22 protein-coding genes and 1 other annotated feature are annotated in these 22,824 nt (G+C 45.0%); of the genes, 20 read left to right on the top strand and 2 right to left on the bottom strand.

Features of this window, described 5'->3' with window-relative positions; genetic code table 11:
- Positions 1-45 precede the first annotated feature (45 nt).
- The 3 genes from MST20_RS01615 (at position 46) to MST20_RS01625 (ending at position 1,855) form a co-directional block, all read left to right on the top strand.
- On the top strand, positions 46-621 hold the full coding sequence (locus MST20_RS01615) for a hypothetical protein (protein ID WP_243939630.1): 576 nt from the start codon (positions 46-48) through the stop codon (positions 619-621).
- Between the two features lie 84 nt (positions 622-705).
- Positions 706-1,659, top strand: coding sequence for a BMP family ABC transporter substrate-binding protein (locus tag MST20_RS01620; protein ID WP_243939636.1), 954 nt, complete (start codon positions 706-708; stop codon positions 1,657-1,659).
- Positions 1,660-1,669: 10 nt separating this feature from the next.
- Positions 1,670-1,855 (top strand): ComZ family protein, encoded by a 186-nt coding sequence (locus MST20_RS01625; protein ID WP_243939638.1) that lies wholly within the window; start codon positions 1,670-1,672, stop codon positions 1,853-1,855.
- Between the two features lie 52 nt (positions 1,856-1,907).
- Here the strand turns inward: MST20_RS01625 and MST20_RS01630 are convergent, their stop codons facing one another.
- Positions 1,908-2,162 (bottom strand): hypothetical protein, encoded by a 255-nt coding sequence (locus MST20_RS01630; RefSeq protein WP_243939640.1) that lies wholly within the window; start codon positions 2,160-2,162, stop codon positions 1,908-1,910.
- Between the two features lie 168 nt (positions 2,163-2,330).
- On the opposite strand from MST20_RS01630, the gene MST20_RS01635 reads away from it, so the two are divergent.
- From MST20_RS01635 to MST20_RS01680, 10 genes are all read left to right on the top strand, one after another.
- The gene (locus MST20_RS01635) at positions 2,331-3,269 is read left to right on the top strand and encodes a beta-ketoacyl-ACP synthase III (RefSeq protein WP_243939642.1); all 939 of its coding nucleotides are present in this window, start codon (positions 2,331-2,333) and stop codon (positions 3,267-3,269) included.
- 21 nt (positions 3,270-3,290) lie between these two features.
- On the top strand, positions 3,291-4,529 hold the full coding sequence (gene fabF / locus MST20_RS01640) for a beta-ketoacyl-ACP synthase II (protein ID WP_243939644.1): 1,239 nt from the start codon (positions 3,291-3,293) through the stop codon (positions 4,527-4,529).
- 87 nt (positions 4,530-4,616) lie between these two features.
- A complete protein-coding gene (locus MST20_RS01645; RefSeq protein WP_243939646.1) occupies positions 4,617-5,405 on the top strand; it encodes a DUF2268 domain-containing putative Zn-dependent protease in 789 nt (262 codons plus the stop codon).
- 191 nt (positions 5,406-5,596) lie between these two features.
- A complete protein-coding gene (locus MST20_RS01650; RefSeq protein WP_243939648.1) occupies positions 5,597-6,571 on the top strand; it encodes an ABC transporter ATP-binding protein in 975 nt (324 codons plus the stop codon).
- Between the two features lie 42 nt (positions 6,572-6,613).
- Complete coding sequence (locus MST20_RS01655) at positions 6,614-7,597, top strand: ABC transporter ATP-binding protein (protein WP_243941120.1); 984 nt, start codon at positions 6,614-6,616, stop codon at positions 7,595-7,597.
- Positions 7,598-7,709: 112 nt separating this feature from the next.
- Positions 7,710-9,353, top strand: a complete 1,644-nt coding sequence (locus MST20_RS01660) for a peptide-binding protein (RefSeq protein WP_243939650.1) — start codon at positions 7,710-7,712, stop codon at positions 9,351-9,353.
- A gap of 78 nt (positions 9,354-9,431) precedes the next feature.
- Positions 9,432-10,382, top strand: a complete 951-nt coding sequence (locus MST20_RS01665) for an ABC transporter permease (protein WP_075753434.1) — start codon at positions 9,432-9,434, stop codon at positions 10,380-10,382.
- Positions 10,383-10,401: 19 nt separating this feature from the next.
- Positions 10,402-11,316 (top strand): oligopeptide ABC transporter permease, encoded by a 915-nt coding sequence (gene opp4C, locus MST20_RS01670; RefSeq protein ID WP_243939652.1) that lies wholly within the window; start codon positions 10,402-10,404, stop codon positions 11,314-11,316.
- Positions 11,317-11,610: 294 nt separating this feature from the next.
- Entirely contained in the window at positions 11,611-12,876 is a 1,266-nt protein-coding gene (locus tag MST20_RS01675) for an MFS transporter (protein ID WP_075753430.1), read from the top strand.
- 214 nt (positions 12,877-13,090) lie between these two features.
- Complete coding sequence (locus MST20_RS01680) at positions 13,091-13,843, top strand: YjbA family protein (RefSeq protein WP_003180605.1); 753 nt, start codon at positions 13,091-13,093, stop codon at positions 13,841-13,843.
- 244 nt (positions 13,844-14,087) lie between these two features.
- On the opposite strand, the gene trpS is transcribed toward MST20_RS01680, so the two are convergent.
- Positions 14,088-15,080: a tryptophan--tRNA ligase gene (gene trpS, locus MST20_RS01685; protein ID WP_023856651.1), complete on the bottom strand. Its 993-nt coding sequence runs from the start codon at positions 15,078-15,080 to the stop codon at positions 14,088-14,090.
- A 52-nt stretch (positions 15,081-15,132) separates the two neighbouring features.
- Positions 15,133-15,354: a binding site (T-box leader), on the bottom strand.
- 461 nt (positions 15,355-15,815) lie between these two features.
- On the opposite strand from trpS, the gene MST20_RS01690 reads away from it, so the two are divergent.
- From MST20_RS01690 to spxA, 7 genes are all read left to right on the top strand, one after another.
- Entirely contained in the window at positions 15,816-17,441 is a 1,626-nt protein-coding gene (locus tag MST20_RS01690; RefSeq protein WP_243939654.1) for a peptide ABC transporter substrate-binding protein, read from the top strand.
- A 95-nt stretch (positions 17,442-17,536) separates the two neighbouring features.
- Entirely contained in the window at positions 17,537-18,472 is a 936-nt protein-coding gene (locus MST20_RS01695; protein ID WP_243939656.1) for an ABC transporter permease, read from the top strand.
- 4 nt (positions 18,473-18,476) lie between these two features.
- Entirely contained in the window at positions 18,477-19,394 is a 918-nt protein-coding gene (locus MST20_RS01700) for an ABC transporter permease (protein WP_003180613.1), read from the top strand.
- Between the two features lie 13 nt (positions 19,395-19,407).
- The gene (locus tag MST20_RS01705) at positions 19,408-20,475 is read left to right on the top strand and encodes an ABC transporter ATP-binding protein (RefSeq protein ID WP_279599783.1); all 1,068 of its coding nucleotides are present in this window, start codon (positions 19,408-19,410) and stop codon (positions 20,473-20,475) included.
- Position 20,476: 1 nt separating this feature from the next.
- Entirely contained in the window at positions 20,477-21,400 is a 924-nt protein-coding gene (locus tag MST20_RS01710) for an ABC transporter ATP-binding protein (RefSeq protein ID WP_026579902.1), read from the top strand.
- Between the two features lie 229 nt (positions 21,401-21,629).
- A complete protein-coding gene (locus tag MST20_RS01715) occupies positions 21,630-22,208 on the top strand; it encodes a GNAT family N-acetyltransferase (protein WP_003180619.1) in 579 nt (192 codons plus the stop codon).
- A 177-nt stretch (positions 22,209-22,385) separates the two neighbouring features.
- Positions 22,386-22,781, top strand: a complete 396-nt coding sequence (gene spxA, locus MST20_RS01720; protein WP_009328833.1) for a transcriptional regulator SpxA — start codon at positions 22,386-22,388, stop codon at positions 22,779-22,781.
- The last annotated feature ends 43 nt before the right edge of the window (positions 22,782-22,824 follow it).

Below are 22,824 nucleotides of genomic sequence, written 5' to 3' on the forward strand. Positions count from 1 at the left end.
TTTTTTGCTTGGTTAAAAAAGCTGAAACGAAAGGTGGTCCATCGAATGAAGCCGGCACTTGTATATGGAGCAGATGAGTTCTTCGGCCTTTCATTTTGTGAACATCTACTTGAAGAGGGTGTTGACATCGATGTAAAGCTGGAACAGACAAGCGACGAAAAAAAGCTGATGTACCTCGAAGAGCGGCTGATGTGGCTGGGGAGAAACCAGCATTTCCGCCTCATCGAAAAAGAGCTCGAAGCCCCGTACGAACAAGTCTTCATCCAATACACAGGCTCAGTGCCGGAAGAAGCGCTGGCTGCCGGCGTTGAAAACAAGCCTGTTATTCTGTTTGTCTATCAAGAACAATTCGAAGAGGATTTACGCGCCGGCATGGAAGAAAAGGGCGTTGAACTGATCGTGCTTCCGGATCTGTTCGGTCCGTGGGACGTCAGGGCAGAGGATAAACAAAACAGGGACGGAGCGCTTTTTGTGAACGACGCGGCCGCACAAGCCGCTGCCTGTGCTGTTGAAAAAGATTTTTCGGATTTGCGGTTTGTACAGGAGACGCCAGCCGATAAAGCCGATGAGGTCATTCAAGAATGGAGCAGACAAATGTCTACATTTTTCGACAAAAAATAAGAAAGATCTTCCTAATTTACACTTGAAAGGATACAATAAAGATAGATTTGAATTGCTTTTTTTCGAAAGGGAGTTGAACATGGCATGGTGTACAGGCTTGTCGCGATTTTTTTCATTCTCCTGGCGCTAAGCGGCTGCGGACAATCGCCGCTGAAAGGGAAAATTGAAAAAGTCGGTTTGCTTGTCCCTGATACGATAAATGACCAAGTATGGGGAACCAAAGGATATAAAGGATTATTAAGAATACAATCCGTCTACAATGTCGACGTCTATTATAAAGAGGGAATCGATAATGACGCTGCCATTAAAATGGCTGTAGAAGATTTTCATAAAAAAGGCGTCAACCTCATCTACGGGCACGGAAGCGAATATGAAAAAGCCTTTAATGAGATATGCAAAGATTATCCTGATATTCATTTTGTTTTAATGAACTCGAAAGCCGACCACCAAAATGTGACAAGCATATCGCTTGAAGGAGAAGCGATGGGGTTTTTCGGCGGAATGACGGCGGCCCATCAGTCAAAAACAAAGAAAATCGGCGTGCTCGCAACGTATAAATGGCAACCTGAAGTAGAAGGGTTTGCCGAAGGAGCAAAATACCTCGATCCGGACATTGAGGTGATGACAGCATATGTCGGCCAGTGGGACGACAGCGAAAATGCCGTCAAACTGTATGAACAAATGAAGAAGGCAGGCGCGGATGTTGTGTATCCGGCCGGAGACGGGTATAATGTCCCTGTCATCGAACAAATCAAAAAGGACGGGCTGTACGCTATCGGCTATGTAAGCGACCAGTCGGAATTGGGTGAGAATGTCGTTTTGACAAGCACCATACAGCATGTAGACGACGCTTATGAACTCACCGCCGATGAGTTTAATAAAGGAACGCTTAAAGGCGGCAAGCGCTCATTTGACATTCAAGACGGCGTCATCGAAATGGGAAAATTCAGCCCTGTTGTCGATCAGTCATTTCAAGAAAAGATGAATCGGCTGATTGACGAATACAAAAAAACAAACAAACTGCCAAACGAACATTGAGGTGATCAAGATGCACGAAAAATCGATGGAATTTTTGCAAATTGCCATGAAGTACGTTCCGAAAGCGAAAGCAGAGATGGAAAAAGCGGGAATTGAACTTTCCCCGGAAATGCTTGAGCCATTCATGAACTTGTTTACGAAAGTGATGGCCGAGGCTTACGAGCTCGGTAAAGCGGACGCCGGTTCAGACGCCTGACTTAAACGCCCGCACACGCTTAAAAAGCCACTTTTCAGAAGAAGTGGCTTTTTTATATGGATATCTTATTTTTCAAAGCGCTGACCATTGAGCCGATTTCTTTAAATACAGGTTTCAGCTCATCGATCGAATCCATAATTTCTCCAACCTGATTCAACACGTGCATGTAATCGGCTTCCTGAGGAACTTCAGCGTCTTCGGCGGTTTCCGCATCGGCATCCGCATCCGTCTCCGTCTCCGTCTCTTCATGCCTGCCGGGTGCGTTTGCGCCAAACATCATTTTTGTGAAAAAATCGTCGTTCGCCACTCTTCATCCCTCCTTTTTCATATATATCACTACTATATGAATGTTTTGGTCTGCTAGATTAGACGAATATATTGCCAACTAAAAAAAAATAGGGTAGGATTAGTACCAGATACTAATAATTACTCATAACATTAGTTGGAAAAAATCATGTATAAAGGAGTCTTTCCTATGAAAGCTGGAATTATTGGAATCGGCCGGTACATCCCTGAAAAGGTGCTGACCAATTTCGACTTGGAAAAAATGGTTGAAACTTCTGACGAGTGGATTCGTACAAGAACAGGCATAGAAGAAAGAAGAATCGCAGCTGAAGACGAGAAAACGTCCGACATGGCTGTGGCCGCCGCTAGAAAAGCGATGGAAGACGCAAACATCGCGGCGGAAGATCTTGATATGATTCTCGTCGCCACCGTTACTCCTGATCAGGCATTCCCAACAGTGTCCTGCATGATTCAAGAAAAGCTCGGTGCATTCAATGCCTGTGCAATGGATATCAGCGCAGCGTGCGCCGGTTTTATGTACGGTTTAGTCACTGGAAAACAGTTTATCGAAGCCGGAACGTATAAGCATGTGCTTGTCATCGGAGTTGAAAAGCTCTCAAGCATTACGGACTGGGATGACCGCAATACCGCTGTTCTTTTCGGAGACGGTGCGGGCGCCGCAGTTGTCGGGCCTGTCAGCGACGATAAAGGGATTTTGTCTTTTGAGCTCGGTGCAGACGGCAGAGGCGGAAAGCACTTGTACTTGGATGAAAAAGATCATACAATCATGAATGGCAGAGAAGTGTTCAAGTTTGCCGTCCGCCAAATGGGTGAATCCAGTGTGAATGTCATTGAAAAAGCCGGATTATCCAAAGAGGATGTCGACTTTTTGGTACCGCATCAAGCCAACATCCGGATCATGGAAGCGGCGCGCGAACGTTTGGAGCTTCCAGTCGAAAAAATGTCTAAAACGGTTCATAAATACGGAAACACATCAGCTGCTTCAATTCCGATTTCTCTTGTGGAAGAGCTTGAAGCTGGTAAAATAAAAGACGGTGACGTCATTGTGATGGTCGGCTTCGGCGGAGGTTTGACATGGGGAGCCATCGCCATGCGCTGGGGCCGCTAAAAGAAAGGTGAGGTGCAACTTATGAATAGTAAAAGAGTAGTCATTACCGGATTAGGAGCTTTATCACCTCTTGGTAATGACGTCAAAACGAGCTGGAACAACGCGGTCAACGGAGTTTCCGGAGTCGGTCCGATCACAAGGGTGAACGCGGACGAGTATCCAGCTAAAGTAGCCGCGGAACTGAAAGATTTTAAGATAGAAGATTACATGGATAAAAAAGACGCGAGAAAAATGGACCGCTTCACACAATATGCCGTTGTGTCGGCGAAAATGGCCGTGGAAGACGCGGGGCTCGACATTAACGAGAGCAACGCAGACCGGGTCGGCGTCTGGGTCGGTTCCGGGATCGGCGGCCTTGAAACGCTTGAACAGCAGTTCGAAACATTTTTAACAAAAGGACCGCGGCGCGTCAGCCCGTTCTTTGTACCAATGATGATTCCTGATATGGCGACCGGCCAGATTTCGATCTCTCTCGGTGCAAAAGGGGTCAACTCTTGTACGGTGACGGCTTGCGCGACGGGGACAAACTCAATCGGCGACGCCTTTAAAGTTATTCAGCGCGGCGATGCAGATGTCATGATCTCCGGGGGAACGGAAGCCCCGCTTACAAGAATGTCGTTTGCCGGCTTTTCCGCCAATAAAGCGCTGTCCACTAACCCGGATCCGAAAACGGCAAGCCGTCCATTTGACAAAAACCGCGACGGCTTCGTCATGGGAGAAGGAGCGGGAATCGTCGTTCTTGAGGAGCTTGAGCACGCGTTAAACCGCGGAGCGACAATCTACGCGGAAGTGGTCGGTTACGGATCAACGGGAGACGCCTATCATATCACGGCTCCTGCGCCAAATGGGGAAGGCGGCGTCAGAGCCATGAAAGAAGCGATCAAAGATGCGGGTCTGTCCCCTGAGAGCATTGATTATATCAATGCGCACGGAACAAGTACGCCGTACAATGATAAATTTGAAACGATCGCCATTAAAGAAGTGTTCGGAGAGCATGCCTACAAGCTTGCCGTCAGCTCGACAAAATCGATGACAGGGCACTTGCTCGGAGCTGCCGGAGGCATCGAAGCGATTTTCTCCGTCCTTGCCATTAAGGAAGGCATCATTCCTCCGACAATCAATATCGAAACACCTGATGAAGATTGCGATCTGGACTATGTACCGGATCAAGCCCGCCGCCAGGACGTAAATGTCGTGCTCAGCAACTCGCTCGGTTTCGGCGGACACAACGCAACACTGATTTTCAAAAAATATGAATAACCGCAATATAAACGGCTGCCATTTTAGATGGTGGCCGTTTTTTTTTAGCGTGCATACCATACAGATGAAAAAGGAGTGTGATCTAAAATGAGTATAGCAAGCACGTATGAATGGCTTGAACAGGCTTCATCCGTGCGGGAATTGTCAAGCTTTCTCCTGCCGTATTTTAAAGGCGCTTCAAAAGCGGATGCGGCGGCGATTGTCAGCCACCTGCAGACCCACGGCTTGTTCCGTTCGTGGACGGACGGGGAGCGTACGATGAAGCAGCTTAAGAAAAACGGCTTATTTCAGCATGTCAGACGGGAAGAACAGCTGCTCTGCAAAAGATGGAACGGACCGGATGTTCCGATTTTCATCCTGCCTGTCGATGAAAGAAACCGCAAAATCCGCGTCGAATTTGGCTCGAAATCAGGCCTCGCGTTCAGCGACAAATTATTTTTGTTTTTATCGGCAGATCTTCCCCGGTCATCGATTTCTGCAATCATGACGCACGAATATAATCACGTTTGCCGGTTAGAAAATATGCCGAAAGAAGAAAAAAAGATGACGCTGCTTGATACAATCATTCTCGAAGGCATCGCAGAATATGCCGTTTTCGAACGGTTGGGGGAAGCCGAAACAGCCGCATGGACGTCATATTACTCCGAAAAACAGCTTCGTCATTTCCAGGACCGGTTCGTAAAGCCTCATTTCGAGCTGCGCCGACACGATAGCCGGCTATTCTCCAATATTTTATTTGGAAAAGGGCACTACCCCGACATGCTCGGATATGCTGTCGGTTACAGTATTGTAAAAAAATATTTATCGGCTCGAAATTTGAAGGTTGCCGACGTTTTATCCTTCCCGTCAGAAGACTTTATAAAGCTATCGCTTTAAAATACTAAAATTATGGGATTAAATTAATATTATTACAAAAAATCAAAAAACTCCTTGCTTTTGTAATGATTATGTAATAATATACAACTATAAAATTTTAAGATAATTCAGTCATATTAAGAAAATTCTAAAAAAGTAATATATTAGTTTTTCATAATATTTAACTTCTGGTCTATGGAAGGGGAATCTGGATGAGCGCATTGCTGGAAGTCAATGATTTAAAAACTTATTTTTTCAGAAAAAAGCAGCCGATACCCGCAGTGGACGGCGTTGATTTTTCAATTAAAAAAGGGGAAACCGTGGCGCTGGTCGGTGAATCGGGATCCGGTAAAAGCATCACGTCTCTGTCAATCATGGGACTCGTCGAGGGCTCGGGCGGAAAGATCATAAACGGTTCCATCAAGCTCGAAGGACGGGATCTCGTTACATACAAAGAACAAGATTTATGCAAGATCCGTGGAAATGAAATCTCGATGATTTTTCAGGAGCCGATGACCTCGCTCAATCCGGTTTTGACGATCGGCGAACAAATCACAGAGGTGCTGATCTATCATAAAAAGCTATCGAAAAAAGAAGCCGTCAAAAAAGCGGTAGAATTATTAAAGCTTGTCGGCTTTTCGAGGGCAGGCGAGCTGATGAAAGAATATCCGCACCGCCTGTCGGGCGGCATGAGGCAGAGGGTGATGATCGCCATTGCTTTAAGCTGCAATCCGAAGCTGCTCATCGCGGATGAACCGACAACAGCGCTTGACGTCACCATTCAAGCCCAAGTGCTGGAACTGATGAAAGACCTATGCGACAAATTCGATACCTCCATACTTCTCATTACCCACGATCTCGGCGTTGTGTCTGAAATTGCGGACCGCGTGATCGTCATGTATTGCGGACAAGTTGTTGAAAATGCCACAGTAGATGAACTATTCGACGAACCCCTGCATCCCTACACAAAAGGACTGTTAAACTCCATCCCTGTTATTGAAGGCTCCATTGAAAAATTAACAGCCATTAAAGGAAATGTGCCGACGCCTGACAACCTTCCGGCCGGCTGCCGGTTTGCTCCGAGGTGTCCGAGCGCGGTCGACAAATGCTGGGGAGCGCAGCCGGGCTTGAAGACGCGTCCGGACGGCCGGTCTGTCAGATGTTTTTTATATGAGGAGGGAGAATAAGGGATGACTTCATCAGCTGAACGATTACAGCCCGGACAGGAAATGAACCCGCAAGAATCCCTTCTGGAGCTGAAAGATGTCAAAAAGTACTTTCCGATCCGCTCAGGGATATTTCAGAAAAAAATCGGCGATGTCAAAGCGGTTGACGGCATCAGCTTTTCGCTTAAACGCGGCGAAACTCTCGGCATTGTCGGTGAATCGGGCTGCGGAAAGTCGACCGCCGGACGGACGATGATCCGCCTTTATAAACCGACGGCAGGACAGATCTTTTACAAAGGCCGCGACATTTCAAGTTTGTCGGAAGAAGCATTGAGAAAGAGCGTCCGCAAAAACATCCAGATGGTTTTCCAAGATCCGTTTGCCTCACTGAACCCGAGAAAAACGCTGCGTTCCATCATCAAAGAACCCTTCCACACGCATCATATGTACAATTTCAAAGAACGTAACGAAAAAGCCGAAGAGCTTTTGGCAAAGGTCGGGTTGCATCCGTCGTTTGCGAACCGCTATCCCCACGAATTTTCCGGAGGGCAGCGCCAGCGGATCGGAATCGCACGGGCGCTCGCTTTAAATCCGGAGCTTATTATCGCCGATGAACCGGTATCCGCATTGGACGTGTCGATCCAGGCTCAAGTGATCAACCTGATGGAAGAGCTTCAGGAAGAATTCAATCTGACATATTTGTTCATTTCCCATGATTTGAGCGTCGTCCGCCACATCAGCGACAGGGTCGGCGTCATGTATCTCGGCAAAATGATGGAGCTGACAGACAAGCATGAGCTGTACGACAACCCGCTTCATCCATACACGCAGGCGCTTCTGTCCGCCGTTCCCGTCACTAGGAAGAAAGGCGGGACAAAGCGGGAGCGAATCGTTTTAAAGGGCGAGCTGCCGAGCCCCGCCAACCCTCCGAAAGGCTGTGTCTTTCATACGAGGTGTCCGGCTGCAAAAGCGATTTGCGCGGAAGCCGAACCCGCTTTCAAGGAAGTGAAAATAAACCATTTCGCGGCGTGCCACCTTTACGAATAAAGGGGGAGGCCGTCACATATTAAATCCTTGAGAGGGGGAATGTCTTCTTTAAAAAACGGGGGTCAATCGGGTGGAAAGAAGGACAACAGTTTAATAAGGGGGAATTCATAAAATGAATAAACGCAAAACAGGATTTTCAATTTTAAGCTTGCTGCTGATCTTATCGATTTTTCTAACGGCCTGCAACAGCGGCGAAGTCGGAGGGGACGAAAAAGAAGGCAAATCTGACGGGAAGCCGCAGCAGGGCGGAGATCTGATTGCTGGATCCACAGGTGAACCGACGCTGTTTAATTCACTGTATTCAACTGATACAGCAAGTTCAGATATTGAAAGACTGATCTACAGCACTTTGTTAGACGTTAATGAGAAACTTGAAGTGGAGAACCGGCTTGCTGATGAAGTGAAAGAATCGGAGGATGGGTTGACATTTGATGTTAAGCTCAAAGAAGGCGTCAAGTTTCATGACGGTGAAGAAATGACAGCTGATGATGTCGTATTTACTTACAGCATTCCGATGAGTGATGACTACGTCGGAGAACGCGGCTCGAACTTTAAAATGATAGAGTCCGTCACGAAAAAAGGTAAATATGAAGTACAGTTTAAATTAAAGAAGCCGGATCCGTATTTTTACAATGTTACACTTTCCAGTTACGGTATTCTGCCTAAGCACATTTTAAAAGATGTACCGATCAGCGAGCTTGGCGAACACGAATTTAATCGAAAGAATCCGGTTGGAACGGGACCGTTTAAATTTAAAGAATGGAAAGAAGGACAATATGTCAAGGTTGAGGCTTTTGATGATTATTATGCCGGACGTCCTCACTTAGATTCGATCACGTATAAAATTATCCCGGATTCAAATGCAGCGCTGTCACAGCTTCAAGCTGGAGATGTCGATTACTTGGTCGTTACGCCAGGACCAGACTATAAAACGGCCGAGAAATTTAACAATGTGAAGATGGAAACCGATTTAGGTCTGAATTATACGTATATCGGCTGGAACGAAAGAAATGAGCTGTTTAAAGATAAAAAGGTTCGCCAAGCATTAACACATGCGCTTGACCGTCAGGCGCTCGTTGACCAAGTTCTTGATGGAGATGGGGAAATCGCAAACATCCCGGAAAGCCCGCTTTCATGGAACTATCCGGATAACAAAGATAAGTTTAAAACGTTTGAATACGATCCAGAGAAAGCAAAAAAACTGCTCAAAGAAGCCGGATGGACAGACTCAGATGGTGATGGGATTTTAGATAAGGACGGCAAAAAGTTTTCTTTCGTTATTAAAACGAACCAAGGAAACAAAACACGTGAAGACCTCGCGGTTGTTGTTCAGCAGCAATTAAAAGAAATTGGTATTCAAGCAAAACCGCAAATTGTTGAATGGAGTGCTTTAATTGAACAAATGAACCCGCCGAATTGGGATTTTGATGCGATGATCATGGGCTGGAGCCTTGCTACGTTCCCTGATCAGAGCAACATTTTCCATTCGAAAGAAGCTGAAAAAGGACTAAACTATGTTTGGTATCAAAATAAAAAGCTTGATAAACTTCTGGATGAAGCTAAAACGTTGAAGGACCGTGAAGAATATAAAAAGGCGTATGAAGATATTTACGAAATTCTGGCGGAAGATCAGCCGTATACATTCTTGTATTATACGAATTACCATAGAGCGATGCCAAAAAATATGAAAGGTTACGTATTCCATCCGAAAGAAGATTTCTATAAAGCCGAAGACTGGTGGCTGGATCAAAAATAACGAGAATCCCTTGAGGGAAGTGTAGCTTGCAGCTTCCTTCCCTTCATTCTGAATGACTTTTAAAAAAGGGGATAAAAAATGATTACATATATCATTCGAAGGACGCTCATGTCGATTCCAATATTATTTGGCATTACGATTTTGTCATTTGCGATTATGAAAGCAGCGCCGGGAGATCCAATGGCATTGATGATGGATCCGACCATCAGCGCGGGAGACCGCGAAAAATTCATTGAAAAATACGGGTTGGATGAACCTGAACCTGTTCAATATTTAAAGTGGCTCGGAAATATGGTTCAAGGCGACTTCGGTACTTCAATCGTCAGAAAAGGAACGCCAGTGACCGATTTGATTATGGCGAGATTGCCGAATACGTTATTGTTAATGCTCGTTTCAACCATTTTGGCTCTCCTCATATCGATCCCGCTTGGAGTGCTTTCAGCTAGGCGGCCATATTCTAAATTGGATTATGGCATCACATTCACATCATTTATCGGTCTTGCCGTCCCAAATTTTTGGCTTGGACTGATTCTAATCATGTTTCTTGCTGTCAATTTAGGATGGTTTCCAACCGGAGGCGTTATGACTCTGAATGCTGATTTTAGTTTATGGGATCGTATTCATCATTTAATTTTGCCTGCATTTGTCCTGGCGACCGCAGATATGGCGGGACTCACCCGCTACACGAGATCGAGCATGCTTGATGTGCTCAGGCAAGACTACATGCGGACGGCGAGGGCAAAGGGTTTTAAAGAAAATCGTGTCGTGTACAAGCATGGGCTTCGAAATGGTTTGCTTCCGGTTATTACGATCTTTGGTCTGATGATTCCTTCTTTCATCGGCGGAGCTGTCGTTACTGAACAGATTTTCAGTTGGCCAGGACTTGGAAAGCTGTTTGTCGACTCTGCTTTCCAGAGGGACTATCCTGTCATTATGGCAATGACGGTTATTTCAGCCACACTTGTTGTCATTGGAAATTTAGTTGCGGATATTCTTTATGCAATGGTCGATCCGCGGATTGAGTATTAATGAAGGAGGGAATTGATTCATGACACAGCCAAATCCATCGACACCTTCGCCGGAGATCACATTGCAGGAAAATGTCGCACCAAAGCCCGAGACAATGACAAAAATCTTTTTTGAAAAGTTTTATAAAAACAAGCTGGCGGTAATTGGAGGAGTTTTATTATCTATTATTGTCCTATCAGCGATTTTTGCTCCGGTGATCGCTCCATACCCGCCAGAACAGCAAAACCTGTTGAATAAGCTAAAACCGCCAAGTGGTGAACATTTAATGGGAACAGACAAGTTTGGCCGAGATATTTTCAGCCGTTTACTTTATGGGGCTCGGGTTTCTTTACTTGTAGGCTTTGCCTCTGTACTTGGATCGATTACGATAGGTACGGTGGTCGGCGCAATCGCCGGCTACTTTGGCGGAATAATCGATGCCATTATGATGAGGCTGGTGGATATTGTATTATCCATACCCGACATCTTTCTGTTGATCACGCTGGTCACCATCTTCCAGCCGGGCATAGATAAACTGATTTTAATATTCGCCTTGACGAGATGGACGACGACGGCGCGCCTCGTCCGGAGCGAGTTTTTGTCCTTGAGGTCGAGGGAGTTCGTCTTGGCGGCGAAAACGATCGGCACAAGAAATTACAAAATCATTTTTTCTCATATTCTTCCGAATGCGATGGGGCCGATTATCGTTGCCGCGACGCTTTCCGTCGGTACCGTGATCCTTGCGGAATCGGCATTAAGCTATCTTGGATTCGGGGTTCAGCCGCCGATGGCAAGCTGGGGCAATATGCTTCAGGATGCTCAGAACTTTACGATCATGATCCAGGCGTGGTGGTATCCGCTGTTCCCGGGCCTGATGATCCTGTTCACTGTGCTGTGCTTTAACTTCTTAGGCGACGGACTCCGCGATGCGCTTGATCCGAAGAATATTAAATGATCTGTGCAGCGTATTTTAGGGGCAATATTTTAACAAAATGGAAGGTTCATAAATTTAGCTTTCAATGAATCTATGTGGTGGACATTGAACGAATGTTTCCTGTTAGTCGATAAAGAACACTTTCATAAATGAGGTACCAAAGGTAATCATCATTCGTAAATCTTTGGTATCTCACTTTGTTCAAACAGAAGCAGGTCTTCCAACTCCTGAAGATCTTTTGGAACTGTTAAATGAAGAAATGGGAGCCGTAGCAAAAAAATAAATCGCTTTGTTAAATGAATAGAGGTTTTAACGATGTTAAGCGTATTGAAAAATAAAAACTTTTTATTCTTGATATTGGGGCGTTTGGTAACCAATATTGGGGACAGTATGTATACAGTTGCGGCAATGTGGCTTGTGTTTGATTTATCAAAAAGTACATTTTATTCCGGATTAGCTGGTTTTTTAACGATGTTCCCGACTGTTTTGCAGTTTTTAACAGGTCCGATTGTTGATAAAGTCAGATTAAATAAAGTTTTGGTTTGGAGTCAACTTATCCAAGCTATTTTGGTGTTGATTATTCCGCTTTTTTATTTCATTGGATATTTGAACATTTGGATCATCATGATGATTATGCCACTTATCGTATTCATTGAGCAATTTACTTATCCTGCGCAATCTGCCGCACTGCCTAAAATAATCAAAAGTCAAGATCTGGTTAAAGCAAACTCACTTATGTCATTTTCATATCAAGGTACAGATATTATATTTACTGGTATTGCAGGTATTGTGATTGCTTCGGCAGGAGCTATAAGCATATACTTAGTTGATTCTTTCACTTTTTTGTTAGCGGCGCTGTTTTTTAAGTGCGTAAAATTAGAACAAAAAAATGAGATAGAACATAAGCCCCGATTCCACTTCAAAAAAGTCATACACAATTATACAACGGATATAAAAGAGGGATTTACACTCATTCGTCATTCCCTCATTCCAAAAATCCTCTTGGGCTCGATGATTTCTAACTTCATGCTTAGTGCGACGATTGTGATTTTGCCAAGCTTCTCTTCGATTAGAGGAGGAGAAGAATACTATGGATATTATTTGGCTTCCATGTCATGCGGTTTACTGTTAGGTTCAATATTAGCAACAGTGTTTGGTCGATTCGCGATAGGATCACTTACGATATACGGATTTTTCATTTCAGGGGTTTTATGGAGTATTTCGGCGGTCGCCACCTCTTCATACATATCGATTATTTTATTTGGTTTGTCTCAAATATCCATCGGCGTGACAAACGTCATTTTCATGTCCATTTTGCAAAGCATACTGCCGGAAGAGTTTATAGGGAGAGTTTTTTCTTTTATCGCAAGTTTGACAAGCATAGCAGCTCCTTTTGGATCTTTGCTTGGAGGGTTTACCGCGTCATTGATCGGCAGCGATAAGGTTTTCTTTATAGGAGGAATTGCAATGCTGTTTGTATCTGTTTATTGGGTGTTTCAGTCTTCTTTAAGATCAATTCCTTCATCAGAAAAAATAAACGCTAAAGAATACAGCTTTTTTACAAACGTGTTGAATAAATAATGTGTGAATTGCTTCATTCAGTCATCATGATTTTGCCCATTGTCTGGACTCCGCGATGCGCTTGATCCGAAGAATATGAAATAAAAAGCTAAGGGATTGCCGCCCTTGGCTTTTTTTTGATGGCGATTGCCATAATCTCATCCGCTTGGAATAAATTCCTTCCCCCTTGCCTATACTGTGGACAACAGTTTTTATTAAAAGTGAGGGGTTAGAAATGTTGTTTCTTCATGATGTGTGGGTGAATTGGTTTGAGGGAGAAGAAAATGGCTACAACGTCTGCCACTTTCATGAATGGCGGAAGGAAGACAGTGTTGAATTGCTTGACCAGGTGCCTTTGTTAAGGGTGTCGTCTGTTTTGTTTCACTACATAGAAAATGATTTGTCAGAGCTTCCGGCCGAATTATTGAACGAGGTTCATCAAAAAGCGTATATTCGCAAAAATCATGAGCGGACACAGCTTGATCATTGTTTCGTCGTAACGGACGGCATAGGTATTCTCGCGGTCGATACGGCCGGTTACACAATACCTGTAAGAAAAAGCCGCCTCATCCCGAGACAGGAGCAGCTCGTTTATGAAATGGTGAAGGACGTTGAAGCGGAAACTTACGAGTTTGCACCAGAGAAGCTGCAATCTTCCAAAGAATACCACATTTTATCCTTATCACCGGAGCATGTCAGAGGATTAACGAGAAAAGAACGCCAGCTCAAACAGCTGCTGTTCATGGCGCTCGATCAGCTCAAAGGGCTCCAAAACCGGGCCGAGATCGCCTATTGGTACACCGAATGGAATCCGTATATGTATGAACAGATCAAGCGCATGACATTTGAAGAAATTTGGGACATGCTTTTCAATGAGACGATCGACGGATGGTCAGACAAACACAGGGACTTTTGTGAAAATTTGATTAAAGGACAGCCGTTTTTTGAAAAGCTTTGGGAAATTGAGAATGAGTCTAAAGTCAACTAAATTAAGAATCAAGACTGCCGGAAGTGCGGCGGTCTTTTTATTTGCAAAAGCGAAAATTCTATATTAAAAAATAAAAAATGTGAGCTGTCTTTCTGACAAAGCGGTCAATGAAGGACTGGAGACATGTGTTTTGAATCATTTATTATAGGAGTATCGTGATCCGGAGGCAAGTGAATGCGGAGCTGCGGCTGTTCTCTATGAAAAACACCTTCCGATTATCGTACAATCAGAAGGTGTTTTTGGATCAGCGTCTTTTTCGGCCGAGCCCCATCGCGTTTTCCATTTTTTTCAGCATTTTGTTTGCTGTTTGATTTGCGCGTTCGGCGCCTTCGTCCAAAATCCGGTCCAGCTCTTCAGATTCGATCAATTCGTGGTAACGGTCTTGAATCGGCTTCAGTGCGCCGATGACGACTTCAGCAAGGTCTGATTTAAATTCACCGTAGCCTTTGCCTTCGTATTTTGCTTCAAGCTCTTCGATTGAGACTTGTCCGAGAATCGAATAGATCGTTAGAAGGTTGGATACGCCGGGCTTGTTTTCTTTATCATATTTGACGATTCCGTCGGAATCCGTGACAGCGCTTTTGATTTTTTTCTCAAGCTGTTTTGGTTCGTCGAGCAGGGTGATGAACGCTTTTTGGTTCGGATCGGATTTGCTCATCTTTTTGAGCGGGTCGGCAAGCGACATAATGCGGGCGCCGACCTTCGGTATTTTAACCTCCGGAACTGTGAAAATGTCATTGTATTTCTTATTGAAACGCTCCGCCAAGTTCCGGGTTAATTCAAGATGCTGCTTCTGATCTTCTCCGACAGGGACGACGTCTGTTCCGTAAAGCAGAATGTCCGCCGCCATTAATGGAGGATATGTCAAAAGCCCGGAGACGACAGCTTCTTTTCCGGCTGATTTATCTTTGTACTGCGTCATCCGCTCAAGCTCGCCGATGTAGGCGACGCACTGAAGCATCCATCCCGCCTGAGCGTGCGCAGGCACTTCCGATTGGATAAACAGCGTCGCTTTTTTTGGATCGAGGCCGATCGCCAAATACAGCGCGGCAAGGTTCCGGATGTTCTTTCTCAGCGCGAGCCGGTCCTGCGGGACTGTGATCGCGTGCTGATCGACGATGCAGAAGTAACAGTTGTAGTCATCCTGCAAGTCGACAAACTGCTTCATCGCTCCGATATAGTTACCGAGGGTGACAGAGCCGCTCGGCTGGATACCGGAAAAAATCGTTTTTTTCATGTGAATCCCTCTTTCCATTTCAAAATAAAAAGGCCCATTCTTCCCTTAAAAGAAAAGGGACGAATGAACCGTGGTACCACCCTGATTATTTCATTATGGTCAAAATGAAATCGCTCTAGACGTTTGTAACGGAGTCTTCTCCGGCTGAGCCTACTTATCCGTGTTCGGTCAGCTGCTCCGAAGCCCATTCCACATTCGCCATTATCCGCTCCCAGCACCGCGGACTCTCTTTAAATGGGGAGAAATGTGTACTCTTCTTCTTCATCGCATGTTATTCATAATTTTATTATATATAAATTTTAAATGAAAGTCGACAGCCTCGGGGAAAAGAAAACGAATACCGGGCTGAATAAAGTTGGCGCAGCATCGTCCGGTTCGATATAAAGAATGGTTAATGTTATACGTGTAAAACGTTTTAACCTGTAAAACATAAACTTTCCTTTTAATGTGGTTACGCTTTAAAACAGAGAAGTGTATTTGTACATTTGGCAGAAAACCTGACAATCATAAATAGTTTGAATAAAAAAATAATTGAAAATTAATATTGCAATAAATTATTCTATTAATTATAATGAATTTGTTCACCTCGGTGTTACAGGTTTCTTACATAACAAATATTCAGAAAAGACGAAACAGAGGAAAAAGTATGGCAAGTGGGCCTATTACTTTTTTATGATAAATCTGAATGTTCAGGAGTAAGGAACTAAAAAAACAAGAAATTGGGGGGGTTTCTCTTTGAAGAAGCGTTTGTCATTTATCAGTTTAATGCTCATTTTCACACTCGTCCTCAGCGCCTGCGGCTTCGGCTCAAGCTCCGGTGACGGCGGTAAAAAAGACAGCAAAGGGAAAGACACATTAAATGTCAACATTAAAACAGAACCGTTTTCACTACATCCGGGACTCGCAAACGATTCGGTGTCTGCAAACGTGCTTCGTCAGACTTTTGAAGGATTGACGACAATCGGCAAAGACGGAAAGCCGGTTGAAGCGGCAGCCGAAAAAATCGAAGTCAGCGACGACCAAAAAACATACACATTCACACTCCGCGACGCGAAATGGTCAAATGGAGATCCTGTAACAGCAGGGGATTTTGAATACGCATGGAAATGGGCGCTCGACCCTAAAAACGAATCGCAATATGCGTATCAGCTTTACTACTTAAAAGGCGGGGAAGCAGCGAACACCGGCAAAGGGAAAATTGAAGATGTCGGCGTTAAAGCTGTTAATGATAAGAATTTAAAAGTCGAGCTTGAAAAACCGACACCGTATTTTACTGAACTGACAGCATTCTACACATATATGCCAGTCAATAAAAAGGTAGCAGAGAAGAATGCGAAATGGTACACAAACGCAGACGAGAACTACGTATCTAACGGACCTTTCAAAATGGCGAAATGGAAGCACGGCGGAAACATCGTACTGGAGAAAAACGACCAGTACTGGGATAAAGACGCTGTTAAGCTGAAGAAAATCAATATGGCGATGGTCAACGATCCGAACACGGGTCTGAACATGTACAAAAAAGGCGAGCTTGACTTTGTAGGACAGCCGCTTGACCAGATTTCAACGGATGCGATTCCAAGCCTGAAAAAAGAAGGCCTGAACATTGATCCGTTCGCATCGGTTTACCTGTACAAATTCAACACTGAAGCGGCTCCGCTGAACAATGTCAACATCCGCAAGGCGCTGACATACGCGATCAACCGCGAAGCGATCGTTAAAAATATCACGCAAGCGGAACAGCTGCCTGCGATGGGATTAGTGCCGCCGGCAGTCCACGGCTTTGAGTCAAATAAAGGCTATTTCAAAGACCATGATGTCGATAAGGCGAAAGAATACTTGGAAAAAGGCTTGAAAGAGCTCGGTTTGAAAAAAGCGTCAGACCTTCCGAAAATCACACTTTCCTTCAACACGGATGAAGCGCACCAAAAAATCGCTCAAGCCGTTCAGGAAATGTGGAACAAGGAACTGGGTGTAGATGTGGAATTAGGCAATGAAGAATGGAACGTTTACATCGATAAGCTCCATGCCGGAAACTATCAAATCGGCCGTTTAGGCTGGACCGCCGACTTTAACGACGGAATGAACTTCCTTGAAACATACCGCGACAAAGAAGGCGGAAACAATGATACGAACTGGGAAAACGCAAAGTATAAAGAGCTGCTGAATAAAGCATCGAGAGAAACTGATTCAGCGAAACGTATCGAGCTGATGAAAGAAGCAGAAAGCATCATCATGGATGAACTGCCGGTCGCACCGATCTACTTCTACACAATGCCGTATCTTCATGATGAAAGCTTAAAAGACTTTGTTCTAACCGGTACTGGTGAGATCTATTTCAAAACCGCGTATTTTGAATAAAATTGCATGAAAGTATATGGGGCTTAGACTTTCCCCCCATATACTTTTATTTATGAAAAGAAGTTAATAGACTGAATATTCGGAGGTGTGTAAAATTGATTAAATTTTTAGGCCGTCGTCTTGTTTATATGTTAATTTCTCTCTGGGTTATCGTCACAGCTACCTTCTTCCTGATGAGAGCGATACCGGGCGGACCCTTTTCAGGCGAGAGGAAACTTCCCCCTGCAATTGAAGCCAGTCTCAATTCCTACTATGGTTTAGACCAGCCTCTTTTTAAACAATATCTCGATTATTTAGTATCGGTAGCAAAGTGGGATTTCGGGCCGTCATTTAAATATAAGGGACAAACTGTGAACGACTTGATCAGCTCAGGTTTTCCGATTTCTTTTACACTCGGATTGGAAGCGATTTGCCTTGCGCTCGCTTTCGGCGTTTTGTTCGGCGTGATCGCCGCGCTGAAGCGAAACAAGTGGCAGGACTACACAGCGATGATCATTGCGGTTGTCGGGATCTCAGTGCCGAACTTCATCATGGCCGCACTTCTCCAATACGTGCTGGCAATGAAGCTGGGCGTGTTCCCTGTCGCACAATGGGAGTCATGGGGACACACTGTCCTTCCTGCAATCGCTGTTTCCTCGATGCCGATGGCGTTTATCGCCCGTTTGACGCGTTCGAGCATGCTTGAAGTGCTGAGCAGCGACTATATCCGCACGGCGCGTGCAAAAGGTTTGAGCACACCAGCCGTTACGTTTAAGCATGCGATACGAAATGCCATCATGCCGGTTGTTACATATATGGGGCCAATGGCGGCGTCCATTTTGACAGGAACGTTTGTCGTCGAAAAAGTCTTCGGTATACCAGGACTCGGCATGCACTTTGTCACCAGCATTACGAACCGAGACTACACGGTGATCATGGGTGTTACCGTCTTCTTCGGGGCAATCTTGCTGCTTTGTGTCTTGATCGTCGATCTTTTATACGGCTTAATTGATCCGCGCATTAAACTGTTTGGCGCTAAGAAAGGGGAGTAAGAGGATGCAGCAAATACCAAAAGACATGTTTGAACCTGCAGCTGTTGACCATAGCGAAGCCGAAAAGATCTCAAAGAAAAACCTTTCTTTTTGGACAGACGTATTCTTGAGATTTAAAGAAAACAAGCTGGCGCTGTTTGGACTGGTGGTTCTGATCCTGATCGCTCTGATGGCTATCTTCGCGCCGGTATTCTCAAGCTTTCAATATGAAGAAACTGATTTAACGAATGCGAACCAGCCGCCGAGCGGTGAGCACTGGTTTGGAACAGATGACCTTGGAAGGGACGTATTCGTCCGTACATGGGTCGGCGCGCGCATCTCGCTGACAATCGGACTGGCTGCCGCGCTGATCGACGTTTTGATCGGTGTGATATGGGGTGCGATATCCGGCATCAGAGGCGGACGTACTGACGAAATTATGATGAGAATTGCAGATATTTTATGGGCGATTCCTTCCTTATTAATGACGATCCTGCTGCTCGTAGTCATGGGAAAAGGCTTGATCACGATGATCGTGGCGATGGTTATTACGGGATGGATCAACATGGCGAGAATCGTCCGTGGACAAGTACTCCAGCTCAAAAATCAGGAGTTTGTGCTCGCCTCAAGAACTTTGGGAGCGAAAAACTCGCGCATCATCAGAAAGCACTTGCTGCCCAACATCATGAGCCCGATCTTGGTAACCATGACATTAACCGTGCCTACGGCTATTTTCTATGAAGCGTTTTTAAGCTACCTCGGCCTCGGGGTTCCGCAGCCGCTTGCAAGCTGGGGAACGATGGCAACAGACGGTGTGCAGGGATTGGAGTATTACCCGTGGCGCCTGTTCTTCCCGGCTACTTTTATCTGTCTGACCATGTTTGCATTCAACGTTATCGGCGACGGACTGCGCGACGCTTTAGATCCGAAGCTGCGTAAATAAAGGAGTGAGAAAGATGAAACACTTACTTGAAGTGAAAGATTTAGCCATTTCTTTTAAAACATACGCCGGAGAAGTACAGGCGATCCGCGGCGTCAACTTTCATGTCGACAAAGGAGAGACGCTTGCAATTGTTGGAGAATCCGGATCAGGCAAAAGCGTCACTTCGCAGGCGATTATGAAACTGATTCCGATGCCGCCGGGCTATTTCAAAAACGGACAAATTTTATTTGACGGACAAGACCTGGTTCCGAAAAAGGAAAAAGAAATGCAGTCAATCAGGGGAAAAGAGATCGGCATGATCTTTCAGGATCCGATGACTTCCTTGAACCCGACGATGAAAGTCGGCCGTCAAATCACAGAAGTGCTGTTTAAGCATGAAAAGATCTCAAAAGAAGAGGCCAATAAGCGGGCGGTAGAGCTTCTCAGCCTGGTCGGAATTCCGATGCCTGAACGCCGCGTCAACCAGTATCCGCACGAATTCAGCGGCGGGATGCGGCAGCGCGTCGTCATCGCGATGGCGCTTGCGGCCAATCCAAAGCTTTTAATCGCGGACGAACCGACGACAGCTCTTGATGTGACGATTCAGGCGCAGATTTTAGAGCTGATGAAAGAATTGCAGAAAAAGATCGAGACATCCATCATTTTTATTACGCACGATCTCGGCGTTGTCGCGAATGTCGCAGACAGAGTCGCCGTCATGTACGCGGGACAGATTGTGGAGATCGGTACGGTCGACGAGATTTTCTACAATCCGAAGCATCCGTATACATGGGGGCTGTTGGCATCAATGCCGAGCCTTGACAACGACGGTGATGAAGAATTAATGGCGATACCGGGATCTCCGCCTGATTTGACCAATCCGCCGAAGGGCGATGCCTTTGCATTAAGAAGCCCGTACGCAATGAAAATCGATTTTGAACAAGAACCGCCGATGTTTAAAATATCTGATACACACTACGTGAAGTCATGGCTTTTGCACCCGGACGCTCCAAAAGTCGAGCCGCCGGCGGCTGTCCAAAGCAAGATGAAGGAGTTTAAAAATCAGTATGAAAAACCGGTTCAAGTGAAAGAAGGTGAATGATGTGGCAGAAAAACTGCTCGAAATCAAGAATTTAAAACAGCACTTTTCAACGCCGAAAGGGATTGTGAAAGCTGTTGACGGAATCTCTTTTGACATTTACAAAGGGGAAACGCTCGGTCTTGTCGGTGAATCCGGCTGCGGAAAGTCGACGACCGGCCGTTCGATCATTCGTTTGTATCAAGCGACTTCCGGAGAAGTCTTGTTTAAGGGAAAGAATGTCCACGACAAAAAGTCTGCCAAGGACCTTCTCGAATTCAACCGGAAGATGCAGATGATTTTTCAGGACCCGTATGCTTCCTTGAATCCGCGGATGACGGTTGCCGACATCATCGCAGAAGGAATTGATATCCACGGTTTGGCCAAAACGAAAAAAGAGCGGCTTGAGCGCGTTCATGAACTCCTCAAACTCGTCGGCTTAAATAAAGAGCACGCGAACCGCTATCCGCACGAATTTTCCGGCGGACAGCGCCAGCGGATCGGAATCGCAAGGGCGCTTGCGGTCGAGCCGGAATTCATCATTGCCGATGAACCGATCTCCGCTCTGGACGTGTCCATTCAAGCGCAAGTCGTCAATTTAATGAAGGATTTGCAAAAGGAAAGAGGGCTTACATACCTTTTCATCGCTCACGATCTGTCGATGGTCAAATACATCAGCGACAGGATCGGCGTCATGTATTTCGGGAAGCTTGTTGAATTGGCGCCGGCAGATGAACTGTATGAAAATCCGCTTCATCCGTATACACAATCATTGCTTTCCGCCATTCCGCTGCCTGATCCGGATTATGAGCGCACGCGCGTGCGGAAGACATATGATCCAAGTGTCCATCAGCTGAAAGGCGACGAACAGATGGAGCTCCGCGAAGTAAAGCCCGGCCATTTCGTTATGTGCACAGAGGAAGAATTTAAAGCCTATCAATCCAAATAAACGAAGCAGGAAGACAGCCGGCACAAGGCTGTCTTTTTTTATGCCGAACAACCGCCGGCCATTTTTTGAGAAAAAATTTGAAACCTTCGCGGGAGACAACCGTCTTAGTATATGTAGGTAACATGCTCAGCTTCACTGAAGCTCCTTTCTAAAAAAGATTTTGTTTAAACTAAAAAGAAAGCGGGTATATCTAAAGTGTGAAATTAGAACATCCATAAGGAGCAAATCAATGAATTGGTATGAGAAGCTTAGCGAGTATTTCCCGATTGAAGAAATGAAATCAAAAGAGCACATGGAAGCATTGTTAAAGGAACAAAACGATATTTACCATAAAGAAGAAGGCCGCCATCATGTGTTGATGTACGCCGAATTCGACTCTTTTATTTTCATCGACTATTTATTCGTTTCTAAAGACGCGCGAGGACAGGGACTTGGTTCCAAGCTGATTGAGAAGCTGAAAAAGAAAAACAAACCGATCCTCCTCGAAGTCGAGCCCGTGGATGAAGATGATGCCGATACGGCGAAACGTCTTAAATTTTATCAAAAGGAAAACTTTAAACACGCTGAGTCGATTGGTTACCGCCGCCGGTCACTCGCAACCGGCAAAGTGAACAAAATGGAGATTTTGTATTGGTCTCCAAAATCAAACACGGAGAAAGAAGTGTTTGACGCGATGAAAGAAACGTACGAAAAAATCCATACATACAAAGATGAGAAGTGGTATGGAGAATCTTATGAAGATGTGGATGACGTCCTGACGATTGTTGACGATCATAAACAGAAGAACATTTTCGATGAATTGAGCTAAATGAGAATAACAGATGGCATAAAAAAGCAAAAGTCGCTGGATTGTCAAAAAATTTCTGTTACAGACTGTTCACACTTACTTTTTTATAGTATAATACTCAATAAAGATTACTTTTTTAGATTTATTTCAATTTAAGAATACGCTAATTTCATTCTACTTTTTAAGGAGTGAAGCAATATGGTTACATTATATACATCCCCAAGCTGCACGTCTTGCAGAAAGGCGCGCGCATGGTTAGAAGAACATGATATTCCGTTTACGGAAAGAAATATTTTTTCAGAGCCTTTATCAATTGATGAAATAAAAGAGATTTTACGAATGACGGAAGACGGAACAGACGAAATTATTTCAACCCGTTCCAAAGTGTTCCAAAAACTGAACGTCAACCTTGAAACAATGCCGCTTCAAGAGCTGTACCAGCTCATCAATGAACATCCGGGCCTTTTGCGCCGTCCGATCATCATTGACGAAAAGCGCCTGCAGGTTGGATACAACGAAGACGAAATCCGCCGCTTCCTGCCGCGCAAAGTGCGCACATTCCAGCTTCGCGAAGCGCAGCGTCTCGCAAACTAAAAGAAGGCTGAATTTTTCAGCCTTCTTTTAGTTGTAGACAAAA

This window comes from Bacillus sp. B19-2 (genome assembly GCF_022832475.1).
GTDB classification, from domain to species: Bacteria; Bacillota; Bacilli; order Bacillales; family Bacillaceae; genus Bacillus; species Bacillus paralicheniformis.